At 71.6% G+C, this 14,165-nt stretch carries 12 protein-coding genes; 8 read left to right on the forward strand and 4 right to left on the reverse strand.

What is annotated here, in order from left to right:
- Positions 1 to 31: 31 nt before the first annotated feature.
- On the reverse strand, positions 32 to 2,827 hold the full coding sequence (locus tag D458_RS0107880; RefSeq protein WP_017586185.1) for a TPR repeat region-containing protein: 2,796 nt from the start codon (positions 2,825 to 2,827) through the stop codon (positions 32 to 34).
- Between the two features lie 94 nt (positions 2,828 to 2,921).
- Positions 2,922 to 3,341, reverse strand: coding sequence for a hypothetical protein (locus tag D458_RS0107885; RefSeq protein ID WP_017586186.1), 420 nt, complete (start codon positions 3,339 to 3,341; stop codon positions 2,922 to 2,924).
- Between the two features lie 428 nt (positions 3,342 to 3,769).
- On the opposite strand from D458_RS0107885, the gene D458_RS0107890 reads away from it, so the two are divergent.
- The 8 genes from D458_RS0107890 to D458_RS35350 all read left to right on the forward strand — a co-directional run bounded on the left by D458_RS0107890 (position 3,770) and on the right by D458_RS35350 (position 12,320).
- Positions 3,770 to 4,102 (forward strand): hypothetical protein, encoded by a 333-nt coding sequence (locus D458_RS0107890; protein ID WP_017586187.1) that lies wholly within the window; start codon positions 3,770 to 3,772, stop codon positions 4,100 to 4,102.
- Positions 4,103 to 4,175: 73 nt separating this feature from the next.
- Entirely contained in the window at positions 4,176 to 4,472 is a 297-nt protein-coding gene (locus D458_RS0107895) for a WXG100 family type VII secretion target (protein WP_017586188.1), read from the forward strand.
- A gap of 23 nt (positions 4,473 to 4,495) precedes the next feature.
- Positions 4,496 to 4,876, forward strand: coding sequence for a hypothetical protein (locus tag D458_RS0107900; protein ID WP_063825705.1), 381 nt, complete (start codon positions 4,496 to 4,498; stop codon positions 4,874 to 4,876).
- A gap of 27 nt (positions 4,877 to 4,903) precedes the next feature.
- Complete coding sequence (locus tag D458_RS0107905; protein ID WP_017586190.1) at positions 4,904 to 5,938, forward strand: AAA family ATPase; 1,035 nt, start codon at positions 4,904 to 4,906, stop codon at positions 5,936 to 5,938.
- Positions 5,938 to 7,068, forward strand: coding sequence for a DUF58 domain-containing protein (locus D458_RS0107910; protein WP_026119098.1), 1,131 nt, complete (start codon positions 5,938 to 5,940; stop codon positions 7,066 to 7,068). The genes D458_RS0107905 and D458_RS0107910 overlap by 1 nt, the downstream gene beginning before the upstream one ends.
- Entirely contained in the window at positions 7,056 to 9,365 is a 2,310-nt protein-coding gene (locus D458_RS0107915; protein ID WP_017586192.1) for a transglutaminase-like domain-containing protein, read from the forward strand. The genes D458_RS0107910 and D458_RS0107915 overlap by 13 nt, the downstream gene beginning before the upstream one ends.
- Positions 9,362 to 11,308: a protein kinase domain-containing protein gene (locus D458_RS0107920; RefSeq protein WP_017586193.1), complete on the forward strand. Its 1,947-nt coding sequence runs from the start codon at positions 9,362 to 9,364 to the stop codon at positions 11,306 to 11,308. Before D458_RS0107915 ends, D458_RS0107920 begins: the two co-directional genes overlap by 4 nt.
- 229 nt (positions 11,309 to 11,537) lie before the next feature.
- Entirely contained in the window at positions 11,538 to 12,320 is a 783-nt protein-coding gene (locus D458_RS35350) for a DUF4352 domain-containing protein (protein ID WP_083936262.1), read from the forward strand.
- 68 nt (positions 12,321 to 12,388) lie between these two features.
- Here the strand turns inward: D458_RS35350 and D458_RS0107930 are convergent, their stop codons facing one another.
- Both D458_RS0107930 and D458_RS0107935 read right to left on the reverse strand, forming a co-directional pair.
- Positions 12,389 to 13,021, reverse strand: a complete 633-nt coding sequence (locus D458_RS0107930; RefSeq protein ID WP_026119099.1) for an MBL fold metallo-hydrolase — start codon at positions 13,019 to 13,021, stop codon at positions 12,389 to 12,391.
- Positions 13,018 to 14,103, reverse strand: a complete 1,086-nt coding sequence (locus D458_RS0107935) for an S-(hydroxymethyl)mycothiol dehydrogenase (RefSeq protein WP_017586196.1) — start codon at positions 14,101 to 14,103, stop codon at positions 13,018 to 13,020. Before D458_RS0107935 ends, D458_RS0107930 begins: the two co-directional genes overlap by 4 nt.
- Positions 14,104 to 14,165: the final 62 nt, after the last annotated feature.

A 14,165-nucleotide genomic window follows, 5' to 3' on the forward strand; every position in this document is an offset into this window, starting at 1 on the left:
TGCGGGCGGCCCACCGCTGATCGTCAAGGGCTCACCGGCTCGCGTTCTCCTTGTAGTCCTCCTTGTCGATGTCGGAGCTGAGGCCCTTGATCACCTCGTAGTAGCCGGCGTGATAGGCCCGTGAGTACTGGTCGGCCACCTCGTGGGCCTCGCGCTCGGTCCCGTCCGGGAAGGCGATGGACGCCTTCTCGCTCTTCAACAGACGGTCGAGGGCGGTGTCGGGGCTGATACCGGTCTCGCTGTCCCGCTTGCCGGTCCGGTCGCCCTTGTCGAACTCGTAGTAATCCACGACCTTCTTCCCGTCGTCGGTGAGGAGCTGCGGGCTGACGTCCTCCACCTGCTGGACGTCGATCCGGCCACTGCGGACCATGGCGTCGAGGAGGTCCAGCTTGGTCTTGTAGTCGTGGTTCACCTGCGAGTAGGTCCGGCCGTGCTTGTTCGCGCCGAAAGCGTGCGTGGAGTCGTCCCCGACCCCGGCGTCCACCGCCTTCTCGTAGTTGTCACTGTTCACCGACTGGTCGACCCGATCGTTGAACTCGAACGTCGCCGCGGTGATGCCGGCGATCGCCAGGCCGCCCGGAGCGGAGGGCAGCACGTTGGCCACACCGAAGGCCAGGCCGCTCGCGACGGCGATGTCGCGCTTCTTGTCCACCGCGGCCTGGGCCTCGGCGTTGTCCATGTCGATGCTGCGGTCGAGAGTGTCGCCGCGTACAGCGGCGTCCAAGAGGGCACGGAACGTGGAGTTGCGGTAGGCGATGTCCTTTTGTTCGTCCTCCCCCAGGAGACGGTGTGTGCTGTCGAGGTCAAGCGCGCCCGCGGCTCCGTAGAGCTTTTGCACCGTGGTGTCCTCGGCCGCCGCGAACTGGAGGAACCGCTGGCGTTCCTCGAACCCGAGCTGTATCCCGTCATCGTCCTTGGGCTGGTTGGAGTTGTCGTAGGAGCTGAAGTCGTCCAGGTAGGCCAGCGCCACGTCGCCGAAGACACGGGACAACTCGGGGTTCACCCGACCGAAGGCGGCGTCCGGGTACTCCACCTCGATCTTTTCCCCGTCGACCTCGATCTTCTCCTTGACGGTGATTCCGGTGTTGGTCAGCGCGTCGTAGACGTCCTTGTCCCCGGCGGTCATCCGGATCAGGCCTTCGGCGGACTCCCGGGCCAGCCTCTGCATGCCGCCGAACTCTCCTTCGGCGGCCTCGGGGATCCATCCGGTGAGCCCTGCCGCCGCCTTCCCGCCGTCCTCCCAGTCGTGCGTGTACAGGCCCAGGAGCGCGTCGGAGGTCGAGCCGAAGTCCGGCATCGACGGGACCCGGTAGCGCGGGTTGTCGCTGTTCTCCCACGGCGGAGCGGCCGAATCGGTCAGGATCCGGTGGTTGGCCTCCTCGTTGCGGGTCGTCACGTCGAGCAGGTGGGAGATCGACGTGTCCTCCTCCGGGTTCGGTCCGCCGATCCGGTCGCCCTGGTTCAGGTGGTGGCCCAGAGCCAGCGTCGTGTTCGAGGAGAACTCGGTTCCGCCGCGCAGCTCCGGGTCGGCGTGCTCAAACAGGTCTCCCAGATCTCGGGCGTCCTTCATCCAGTTGTGCTTGTCGTTGGCGAAGATCCTGCCGTCGACGTGGTCGCCGTCCATGGTGGGGATACCGCCGGCGAAGTTCCGCACGCTCTCGGGCAGCAGGTCCTGGCCGCCGCCGACCTTCTCGTCGGAGAGCACCAGGAGACCGTCGGCCATGGCTCCGGCGAACTGTTCGCGTTCCGCCTCGCTCCAGCCGGGACCGTCGTTCCCCTTCAGCCACGGCATGAGTCGGACGACGCCGTAGGGCGACTGCTCCTCGAGTTCACCGTAGAAGGTCCGCAGGAAGTCGAGCTCGTCCTCGTCCAGCTTGGGACGGTGTGAGACCGCGCCGTACGGCAGTCCCGTGGTGGCCCTGCCGGCCTCCTGGAGCGCCTTGGCCTTGGCCGAGACCGCGCCGACCGCGGCGAGGATCTCGTGGTAACGGGCGTCCGGCTCCTTGTCCCCGCTCAGGTAGGCCTCCAGCTCCTTGGCCATCTTCTTGGCCTCGCCCGAGGAGACCGGGAGCGGGGTGTCGTGCTCCGGGCCCAGGACGTTGTACGCGCCCCAGCCGAGGACGCCGGCTTCGACGAGGGCCTTCAGGTTGCTCGGCTCGGGGCCGCCGTCCAGAAGGGCGGCCCGCTCCCCGGCGGTGTCCAGGAGCTCGCTCTTGAGGTCCTTGCCCTTCTTGTTGAACCGGGCGAGTACTTCCATGTAGGCAGCGCGCAGGCCGGCGTGCGGGTCGTGGGGCAGCGCCATGGGCGGCTGCGACGGGTTGAGGGGAAGGCCGGACCCGCCTGCCGAGGGGGAGAGCACGGGGGTGTGCGCCAGCCGCGCGGCAGTGATCGCGCTCCGGTAGTCCGAGATCAGGTCCTCCCGATCCTTCCGGAAGGCGGTGACGTCCTTGTGCCACAGATCGGCGATCGAGGCGGCGAAGGTGAGGACCATGCAGGCCTTCCGCCACTCCTGCTCGTTGTAGTCGCCGGCGGTGCTGATGTCGGTGCTGATCAGCTCGCTGAACTCCGTGGCGGATCCGGTGATGGCCTTGCGGCCTCCCTCGGCGCCTCCCAGGGCCCGGTCGGCGAGGTTCCACGCCGCCTTGGCCTCCGCCTGGAGGTCGGCCAGCTTCACGTCGGTGTCCGGGGGGTCGAACTCGGGAACCGGCACGGAGGTGGCCGGCGGGAAGGGGCTGTTGGGTTGGAGAGGATTGTGGGGTTGGAGGGGGTATTGGGGCTGGGGAGGGCCGCCGGGCAGGAAGTAGGGCGAGGGGTCGGTGGAGGTCATCGGGTGCCTTCCGTGGCGCGAGAAGGTGCGTACGTGGAGTGGGGGAGCCCTTCGGACCGGATACGGGCCGGGGCGCCGGGGGTTTCCCTGGACGTCAGGGCTTGTTGTTGATCTCGCGCAGGAGGATGTTGCGGTCGTAGTACTCCGGTGCCAGCACACCCACGGGCAGGTTCTCGGGCGCAGGGACGAGCAACGGGTTCAGGTACGGGAAGGCGGAGCTGTACTTCCCCTTGACCTCGACGTCGGTCCCCTCCACACGTGCGGCCGCCGCCACGACGTTCTCGGAGATGGTCACACCGTTCTTCTGCACCGTCTCCACCGCCTTCTTGTGGTTGAGGTAGTACTCCGAGAAGGCCTTGTTGAGCTTGGCTTCCACGCACTCGCTGTCGAGGTTCTCCATGGCGGTCCTGAAGGCGTTGGGGAGCCCCTCCAGCGCTCCGTTGATCCGCGCGCTGATCCGGCCCGCGGCCTTGCCCGCCTCGGTGTTGCTCGCGACTGTCGATGCGTCGCCCATGGCTGGCCCTCCTCGTCCTGGTTCGATGGGATGTCCGACCGGTGCAGCCGGAGCCTGGGGCACGAGGGGCCGGCCGACGCCGTGGGGGCGCGAACCCTATGAGAGTAGGCAATCCCCCTCGGGTGTTCCAGTGCGCCCCGTACCGCCGGTGGTGGCGGTGGTCACACGCGGCGACGCCGATCCCGGGCTGCTCGCGACCTCGCCGCGGTTTCACCCGGAGTCACCGTCATCCGCCTGGGATGCCGGGAACACCGCATTGGTTGGCGCGATCCCTAACGCGTTGACAGGGGTGCGAAGGTTCACTACCTTCCGATTTCGAGTGGTTTCAGAGCCGAACCGGACCGGCACCCAGAACTCCGCGGAGTGACAGCGCCCCTGAACCGGCGGTGAACGCAGGTCAGGGTGGTCGGCGGGGAAAGGACCGGTACATGAGTCAGAGGGTCGGAACCGAGGAGACCACCTCCCTTTCACAGGGGGGCAACCGCCTCGACGAGGAAAGCCAGGGGCTCACGGAGCGCCTGCGGTCGCTTCTCGACGTCCTCGAGCAGGACGGACAGGCACTGCAGGGAGGTGCCCTCCGGGCCTACCGGGAGGGCCAGGGCGAGTTGGTCACCGGCTTCAACGCACTCCTCAAGTGGTGCGAGAAGTACGGCGTCAACCTCAACCTCGGCCAGGCGAGGATCAACGAGACCGACGGCGACAGCGAGCAGGCCTTCGCCAAGGCCGAGCAGGAGCTCAGCTACATGAAGCCGATCAACTGATCTTGACTCCCCTTGCCCGGTCCCTCGGAGCCGGGCCTTCCGGAGCAGGCCACCTAGAGAGCGAGACCACCCCATGAGCGTGAACAGGTACGAGGTCGGCGCCGACATCGACCAGCTCAACGACCTGAACATCGACCAGCGGACGTACCTCGGCTACTTCCGCACGATCATGCAGGACATCGACACCCAGGCCAGGGGCCTCGTCGAGAAGTGGGAGGGCGGCGACGAGAAGTTCCAGGCCCGCGCCACCGAGTTCAACAACGCTTTCGACATGACCAACCGCGGCTTCACGAAGATGATCGACGCCGTGGACGGGACCGTGGACGGTTACCAGAACACCAAGAAGTACCTCGACGGCCTGTTCGACTGACCGGCTGACGGCCCCTGACGCACATGTCCCACCCACCCCGGACCCAGGGGGCGGTGCCGGAGGAACCGGTCCTGCCGCCCCCCACACAGCTTCCCCAGGCGTTCCAGACGACCCCCGACAGCGAGCGCTACGTCCTCCAGGCGGACGCGTTGCGCCGCAGGCAGCTGCGCGCCGCCATCCTGTACGGATCCAGCCGCTACTGGCGTGCCCGCCAGCGCGTGTGGCCCTCGGTTGTCGTCGGCCTGATCATCGCCGCCGTCGTGGCCGCGGTCATCGTGGTGTTCGGTGCCTTCCAGGCCCAACGCGACCTCAACGAGGAGCGCGGGCAGGGACAGACCCAGAACCCGCTGACGCCCGTGACCCCGCAGGAGAGGGACCCACAGGGGTCGGACCAGACACCCTGATCGCCCTCGCACATCCGAAAGACACCAGTGAACACCAACGACCAAGCAGGATCCTCCTCCCGCGGGCCCGGCCCGAACGTGCCGGTCTCGGTGGACGAGGCGGCGGTCCAGGCGGACGCCTTCGACACCATGGCCTCCTCCGTCGGGACCGCCCTCCTGGGCAAGGCCGAGGTGGTGCGGCTCGCCCTCGTCGCCCTGCTCGCCCAGGGCCACATCCTGCTGGAGGACGTCCCCGGCACCGGCAAGACCACCCTGGCCCGTGCGATCGCCTCGACCGTCGACGGCGTCTGGCGGCGCGTGCAGTTCACCCCCGACCTGCTGCCCTCCGACGTCACCGGCGTGACCGTCTTCAACCAGGCCACACGCGAGTTCGAGTTCCACCCGGGGCCCGTGTTCGCCAACGTCGTCATCGCTGACGAGATCAACCGGGCCTCCCCCAAGACCCAGTCCGCGCTCCTGGAGGTCATGGAGGAGGGCGCGATCACCGTGGACGGCGTCCGCCACGCGGTCCCCGTGCCCTTCCTCGTGGTCGCCACCCAGAACCCGGTGGAGATGTCGGGCACCTACCGGCTTCCCGAGGCCCAGCTCGACCGGTTCCTGATGCGCCTGACCGTCGGCTACGCGGACCCGGCCGCCGAACTGGCCATCATCCGCGGCGACCGCCTCACCTCCCCGGAAGCCCTGCTCCCGCACACCGACGCCGAACGCATGGACCAGGTACGCCGGGTCGCCCGCCGCGTCCACGTCGACGACGCCGTCTACGAGTACGTGCTGCGCGTGGCCCGCTCCACCCGCGACCACCCCGCGCTCAGCGTCGGCCTGTCGACCCGTGCCACCGTCGCCATGGCCCACACGGCCCGCACGCTCGCCCTGGTCTCCGGCCGCCCCTACGCCACACCCGAGGACGTCAAGACCCTCGCCCAGCCGGTGTGGGCGCACCGGCTGGTGCTCTCCCCGGAGGCCTCCGTCGGCGGTCGCAGCGGAACCGACGTCCTCGCCGAGATCCTCGAGGCGACCCCGGCCCCCCAGCCGGGCCACCCGGGGGCCACGGCGGTCCGCTGATGCCGACCACGAGAGGTTGGCTGGTGGCCGCGTCGGGCGCGCTGCTGCTCGCCGTGGGGATCCTCTCCCAGTACCAGGAACTCGCCCTGCTCGGCGCGCTCGCCGCCCTCGCGGTGGCCGTCGCGGCCCTGTCCGTGGGCCGCCCCGCCGCGGTGACCACGACACGCTCCCTGCCCACGGGCACCCGTACCGGCCCCGGCCGCTCCGTACGGGTGCACATGAGAGCCCGCAACACCGGCCGCCGCAACCTGAGGATCAGCGAACGCGTCGTCGGGCCCGACGGCGAACACGACGTCCCCCTCGCACCCCTGCCCGGCGGCGGCACCGGCGGTTCGGACTACTGGCTCCAGCCCTTCCGGCGCGGACTGATCGAACTCGGCCCCCTGCGCGCGGGCCGATCCGATCCGCTCGGCCTGGCCCGGAGCGTGCGCGCCCACGGAACCACCGACCGGGTCTGGGTCCATCCGGCCTGGCAGTACCTGCGGGCCATCCCCGTCGGCAACGTCGCCGACCCCGACGGTGAGGTCGACGGCGCCCGGGCGGGCACCCTCACCTTCCACACCCTGCGCGACTACGCGCCCGGCGACGACCTGCGCCATGTCCACTGGCGCAGCTCCGCCCGGCTGGACCGGCTCGTCGTCCGCGAGTACGTCGACACCTCCCAGACCCGTGTGTGCGTCCTCGTCGACGACCGCCCCACCGAGCAGGGAGCCGACCGGCTCGACGAGGTCGCCGGAGCGGCGGCCTCCCTCCTCGCCACCGGGGTACGGGCCGCACTCCACTGCGAACTGCGGCTGGTCAGCGGACGGGGCAGGGACAGCAGCGGCGGCCTGCCCTCCCTGCTCGACCTGCTCGCCGAGGCCGCGCCCACCCCCGGGGCGGACCTCGCCGACGCCCTCCACCTGGCCCGCACCCAGAGCCAGGGAGACACCGCCATCCTGGTCAGCGGATCGCTGGACGCCGCCGACCTGCGCCTGCTCGGCCAGCTCGGCGACCGCTACTCCGGCCTGTTCGCGGCCGTCATCGGCCAGGAGGAGCGCCCGGTCGCGCCCGCCTCCGTCACGCTCATCACCGCGGGGGACGCCGCGTCGTTCGCGGACCGCTGGAACGAGGCACCATGGCCACGATGACCGCCCCGGCCCCGGAACGGAGCACGACCCGCCCCGCGCCCAGCGCCCCCCGGCGCGGCCCCGCAGGTGCCTTCCGGCCCCGCCTCGGCATGCTCGCGGCCCACATCGGGCTGGTCCTGTCCACCGGCGCGGGAGGGGTGGCGCTGGCGTTCTCCTACGCCTCACCCCGCACGCTCCTGGCGGTCCTCACCGTCTGCGCGGCCGCCTCCGTCGTCCTCGCCCTTCTCCTGCGCTCCAGGTTCAGCGCGCTCCGCACGGTCCTGACCGGTGTTCCGCTGCCCCTGACCGCGGTCCTGGTGAGCGCCGTGTGGATCCCCGGGGAGGGGGACGGCGCCCTGCGCGGCGCGGGAGAGGCACTGCTGCACTCGGGGGCGCGCATCCTCACCAGCACCGCCCCGACCCCGCTCAGCGTCGACACCCTCACCCTGCCGCTGCTGGCGACCTGGCTCACCGGCACGGCCACCGCACTGGTCTGGCGCGCCGAACGCCGGGCGCTCGCCCTGTTCCCCGGGCTCCTGCTGCTCGTGGGCGCCGTCGTCCTCAACGGTCCGGCCGCCCCGCCCGGGTTCCCCTCGATCGCGCTGCTCGGCGTGGCCGCCGTCCTGGTCATGTCCGTCCGCCCCGCGAACGCGGCACACGGCGCCGCGGGCTCTGCCGCACTGGGAATCCAGGTGGACGAGCGCCCGGCGGGCCCCTCCCGGGTCCGCGACACGGCGGTCACCGGAGCCATCTGCGTGCTCACCGCCACCACGGCGGTGTTCGGCGGCCCCTTCCTGCTCGCCGGCTGGGCCGCCGAGCCCGGGGACCCGCGCGCCGTCATGACACCGCCCCTGGACCCCCATGCCGCCCTCAACCCGCTCAGCTACCTGCCCGGGTGGGCGGCCGAACCCGACGCACACCTGATCACCGTCGAGTCCGAGAACCCCGTCGAACTGCGCTGGGTCGCCCTCGCCGACTTCACCGGGACCACCTGGCTCCCCGAGAGCGGATACCGCAACGCGGACCGGATCCTGCCCGCACCCGTGCCTCCGCCGCCCGGAGCGGAAGAGGTCAGCGCGCGCATCACCGTCGGCGACGACCTCCCGGGCAGCTGGGCGCCGGTGGTCGGGGCACCCCGCCAGGTGGGCCTCGACGACCTCGGCTACGACGCCCTCACCGGCACGGTCGTCACCATGGACGGCGACGTCGCGGGCCGCAGCTACGAGGCGGTCGGCGACGTGGCCGACTGGGGCACGGCCGACCCCTCCAGGTCCGCCCCGCCCATCGGAGACGTGTACGACCTCTACCGCGACCTGCCCCCCGGCGCACCGCCCATCCTCGACGAGGTCGTCTCCGCGATCGCCTCCGAGGGCGACTACCACCACCGCGCGCGAGCCATCGCCGACTACCTCCGCGACTCCCACACCTTCGACCCCGAAACCTCCGGCGGACACGGCTACGCCCACGTCGACGCACTCCTGGCCGCGCCCGGCGGACAGGGGGGCGGCGGCACCTCGGAGCAGTTCGCGAGCGCCTTCGCCATGCTGGCGCGCGCCGCAGGCCTGCCCAGCCGGGTGGCGGTCGGCTTCGCCCCCGGAACACCGGACGGTGAGGGGCGGTACGAGGTGCGCACCGGCGACGCCCACGCCTGGGGCGAGGTCTACTTCGACGGCCTCGGCTGGGTGCCCTTCCACGTCACCCCCGGCGGTGAGGACGACACCGGCTCCGGCCAGAGCCCCGAGGGCGGGGACAGCTCCGACGGCCCCGAGGCCGAGGAGCTCGGCGGGTCCTCCGGCCCACAGAACCAGGGGGACACGGGTTCCGGGAACGGGAACGACGACGGCGACGCATGGGGATGGGCGGCGTTCGCGGCGGGCATCCCGATCACCCTGGTCCTGCTGGTCCCCGTCCTGAGGCTCGTGCGCCGCGCGCGACGTCTGGGCAGCGGGCCTCCCGCCGACCGCGTCCTGGGCGCCTGGCGCGAACTGCGCGACGCACTGAGGATGAGCCGGGTGCACCTGGCACCCGGGAACACCGTCACCGAGACCGTGGCGGCCGCCCGTGTCCTGGCCTCCTCCGGAACGCCCGCGTCCGGGCTGGACCAGCTGGCGGACGCCGTCAACAGCGCCGGTTTCGGCGGCGGTTCCGGTATCGACGCGGCTGTGGCGGCCGGGACCGCCGACACCGTCCGGGCCCACCAGCGGGCGCTGCGCCGGGGCCGGCCCCGGTTCGGGAGACTGACCTGGTGGTTCGACCCCCGCCCGCTGTTCTGGCGGGACGGCCCGAGCGACCACCGCCGACGGAGGGGACGCCGATGAGCGGCGAGGAACAGCAGAGCAGACTGGCTCCGGGATTCCACTCCACGGAGGTCCTGTACCGGGGATCGGCCTCGACCGTCTACCGGGCGCGGCGCGACGGGGACGACACCCCGGTCGCACTCAAGGTCATGCGGGACGACGCCGGAACCAGGGAGGCCGACCGGCTGGTCGAGCTGTCCGGAACCCCGGGCCTGGTCACCGCTCTGGGCGGCGGACGCACCTCCTCCGGCCGGGCGTTCGTCGCCATGGAGCTGCACCCGGAGGGCGACTACGCGTCCGCGTTGGACGACCGGGGCCCGCTGCCGCTGGAGGAGGTCCTGGGCGTGGGCCGGTCGGTGGCCGGGGCACTGGCCGCCCTGCACGGACGAGGGCTGCTCCACCACCGGATCGAACCGGGCAACATCCTCCGGGGCCCGGACGGCGCCGTCCTGGCGGACGTGGGCGGGCTGCTGCCCGCGGAGGAGCGGCCCGAACCGGTCGGGCTCGAACCCGTGGCCGTCGCCTACGCCTCCCCTGAAGCGCTGAGCGGCGCCCACCCCCTCACACCGGCGTCCGACGTCTACCGGCTCGCGGTGGTGCTCTGGACCCTGCTGGCCGGGCATCCGCCCTTCGCCCGGGAAGCGGGGACGACGGGCGACCCCTTCGCCTACCGGGAGCGGGTCCTGGCCGAGGACCCGCCGAGACTGCCGCGCGCCGACCTGCCCGCACCGCTGCGAGAGGTCCTGGACCGGGCCCTGTCCAAGGACCCCGCCGAACGCCAGGACGCCGCGGCCCTCGCCGCGGACCTGGACCGAGTGGCTCCCGGCACGGTCGCGGTCGGCCCGGACCCGGCCGACACGGGCGCCGAGGGCGCGGCCGGCACGGCTCCGGTCGTTGACGAGGCCTGCGCCGACCCCGAGACGGAGTCCGCGGTCCCGGACGGGCAGACCGCCCCCGGCGAACCCGCTCTCAGCACCTCCGTGGACACTGCCCTCGCGGCCACCGATCCCGCGCCCAGTGTCCCCGCGCCTACCGACCCCGCGGCCACTGGCTCCGCCCCCGGCGACCCCGCGCCCACCGACCCCGCGCCTACCGACCCCGCGGCTACCCACCCCGCTCCCGGCGACCCCGCGCCCACCGAGGCCGAGAGCACCGGTTCCAGCGCACCCCCGGTGCCCGCGGAGGGCCGAGCCGCTCCGACATCGGTCGACCGGTTCCTGGCCGACCGCCCGGAGCTCGCCTGGGCGGCCCTGCCCGGCTGGGCCGGAACCTCCACCCCCGAACCCCCGCTCGCCGCACAGTCTCCGGGTGCGGACTCGGACCCGGCACCGGAACCGTCCGAGCCGGAACAGGGATCCCCCGGTTACCACTGGGCGCAGACACCATCCGGGCCACCCGCGCCCCCCGAACCCCCGAAACCGCCCGAGACCGCGCCCCGGCCGCACGGGCCGGGCCCGCGACGCCCCCTGTTCATCGGCGTCACCGTCGCGGCCATCGCCTTCGTCGCCGTCACCCTCGGCGCGGTCGCCGTCCTCCGGCCCGGTGCCGGCGGAGACCTCCTGGAGCAGGTCAGGCAGGACACCCCGGCCTCTCCGGAGGCGTCGGACGACTCTGGGGGGTCGGGGACCGACGCCTCGCAGAACGGGCAGAGCGACGGCCCGGCGCCCCCCGCCGACCTGATCGAGGCCTCGGCTCCCACGGACCTCGCGCTGGAGGACTCCGGCCACACCGTTCTGGTGAGCTGGACCGACAACACCGACCCCGCCGCGGCCCACCAGGTGGTCGGCGGCCCGGAGGGGGAGACGCCCGGCAACCTGGCCGACGCCGATCCCGGTGCCGCGCAGGCTGGGGTCAGCGGCCTCGAACCCGGCCGGGAGTACTGCTTCATCGTCATCGCCGTCCTCAGCGTCGACGAGATCGCCCCCTCGGAGCAGGTGTGCACGAACCGGACCGGAGCCGCCTGATCCACTGACCGGAAATCCTTTTGTTCCGGCCGCTTCCGGCCAATGCAGAGCTCATTTCCAGGGAATGCGGAAAAAGGTTGCTGCCCGTCGGATTCAATTGTGCACCGATGCCTGTGTTCTCTTCTTTTCGAGGCGAAAACTGCCCTTCCGGTGCCCTTCTGTTTCAGGAAAGAGGGTGACTCTGGAGAGAGGGGTTCTTCACCCCGGTGCGGTTTCGGGAAGGTGAGCGATGAGCAGTGAGCAGGACGGTCAGCCGCAGTACGACCCCTGGTCGGGCGGTCAGCCGCCCTACGGTCCCCCGCCTGGTGGTCAGCCGCCCTACGGTCCCCCGCCTGGTGGCCAGCCGCCCTACGGTCCCCCGCCTGGTGGCCAGCCGCAGTACGGATACCAGCAGTACGGCCCGCCCCAGGGGCCTCCGCAGCAGTACGGGTACCCTCCGAACGTCCCGCCGCCGGTAGCCGCGCCGGGGAAGAGGAAGAAGTGGCCCTGGATTCTGCTGGCCGTGTTCGTGCTCCTCATGGGGATGTTCGCGTGTAGCGCCGGAGGTGGGGAGGACACCGAGACCGCTTCGGGCGGCGGAGAGGAAAAGGCCGGAACGGAGGAAGCGGCCGAGGAGGAGAGCACCCAGGCCCTGGGAATCGGGGAGGCCGGTCAGGTGGGTGACTGGAGGGTCACCGTGAACGGAACGGAGACCGCCCCCACCATGGGAGACGAGTACTTCGAGGAGCAGGCGCAGGGCGAGTTCGTCATCGTCGACCTGACGGTGGAGAACGACGGCAGCGAGGCGACCACCTTCGACGACTCCGCGCTCTTTTTGATCGACGCCGACGGCAACAGGCACTCCGCGACGACCAGTCTGAGCGACGACGCGTTCTTCCTCGAACAGATCAACCCGGGCAACCGGGCCACGGGCACGGCCGCCTTCGACGTCCCGGAGGGCACCGAGGCGGTGGCTCTGGAGGTGGAGGACATCTGGAGCTTCGAGGAGCCGATCGAGATCAGCCTCGACTGAGCGCCGAGAACCAGCGGGGCGGGGGTCCGTGCCGACCCCCGCCCCGCTCGTCGGTGTTCCGGCGGTCCCTACCGGCCCCGGTCCAACCACTCCTGCAGGTGCGGGGCCTCCGCGCCGATGGTCGTGGAGTCGCCGTGCCCGGTGTTGACCACCGTCTCCTCCGGCAGGGTCAGGAGCCTGCTGCGGATCGAGTCCACGATGGTCGGGAAGTCCGAGTAGGACCGTCCCGTCGCACCCGGGCCGCCCTGGAAGAGGGTGTCGCCGCTGAACAGCACACCCAGCTCCGGCGCGTACAGGCAGACCGCCCCGGGCGCGTGGCCCGGCGTGTGCAGCACGGTCAGCTCCGTGCCCCCGACCTTCACCGTCCGGCCGTCGGCGAGCTCGCCGTCCGGTGCCCGGTCCGAGTGGGTCATGTCCCACAGCACCCGGTCATCGGGGTGCAGCAGGATCGGGGCGCCCGTCGCGTCGGCCACCGCAGGGGCGGCGTTCACGTGGTCGTTGTGCCCGTGCGTGCACAGCACCGCGACGACCCGGCGCCCGTCCACCGCCGCGAGGATCGCCTCGGCGTCGTGCGGGGCGTCGACGACCACGACCTCCTCGTCGTCACCCACCAGCCAGACGTTGTTGTCCACCTCCCAGGAACCGCCGTCCAGGGTGAAGACCCCGGACGTGGTCAGGTGTTCCACTCGCGCGTCACTCACAGTCGCACCACCGATCGCAGTACATCGCCCCGCTCCATGCGGGCGAAGGCCTCTTCGACGTCACCGATACCGATCTCCTCGGTGACGAACCCGTCCAGGTCCAGCCTGCCCTGTGTGTAGAGGTCGATGAGCATCGGGAAGTCGCGGGAGGGCAGGCAGTCCCCGTACCAGCTCGACTTCAGCGCCCCGCCGCGGCCGAACACGTCCAGCAGCGGCAGCTCCAGGCGCATCTCCGGCGTGGGCACGCCCACCAGCACGACGGTGCCCGCCAGATCGCGGGCGTAGAACGCCTGCTCGTAGGTCTTGGGGATGCCGACGGCGTCGATCACCACGTCCGCGCCGAACCCGCCGGTGAGTTCGCGGATCGCCTCGACCGGGTCGGTCTGCGCGGCGTTGACCGTGTGGGTGGCGCCGAAGCCGCGCGCCCACTCCAGTTTGCGGTCCTCCAGGTCCACGGCGATGATCCGGTTCGCTCCGGCCAGCCGGGCCCCGGCCACGGCCGCGCTGCCCACGCCGCCGCAGCCGAGCACCGCCACCGAGTCGCCCCGGGTCACCCCGCCGGTGTTGACGGCGGCGCCGATCCCGGCCATGATTCCGCACCCCAGCAGCCCCGCCGCGGCCGGGGAGGCGGCCGGGTCGACCTTGGTGCACTGGCCGGCGGCGACCAGCGTCTTGTCCGCGAACGCCCCGATGCCCAGGGCGGGGGAGAGCTCGGTGCCGTCCTCCAGGGTCATCTTCTGGTCGGCGTTGTGCGTGTCGAAACAGTACTGGGGCCGTCCCCGCCGACACGCGCGGCACTCACCGCACACCGCCCGCCAGTTGAGGACGACGTAGTCACCGGGGACGACGTTGGTGACGTTCTCGCCGACGGACTCCACCACGCCGGCGGCCTCGTGGCCGAGCAGGAAGGGGTACTCGTCGTTGATCCCGCCCTCGCGGTAGTGCAGGTCGGTGTGGCAGACCCCGCACGCCTGGATCCGGACCACCGCCTCACCCGGCCCGGGATCGGGAACGACGATGGTGGTCAGTTCGACCGGTGCGCCCTTCGCACGTGAGATCACACCCTGCACCTTTTGGGACATGAGAACACTTCCTGGAGTTCGTGGCCGCCGACGCCGGAGGGCGTCGTCTCAGGTCACCCTGC

The sequence above is a fragment of the Nocardiopsis ganjiahuensis DSM 45031 genome (assembly GCF_000341085.1).
GTDB classification, from domain to species: Bacteria; Actinomycetota; Actinomycetes; order Streptosporangiales; family Streptosporangiaceae; genus Nocardiopsis; species Nocardiopsis ganjiahuensis.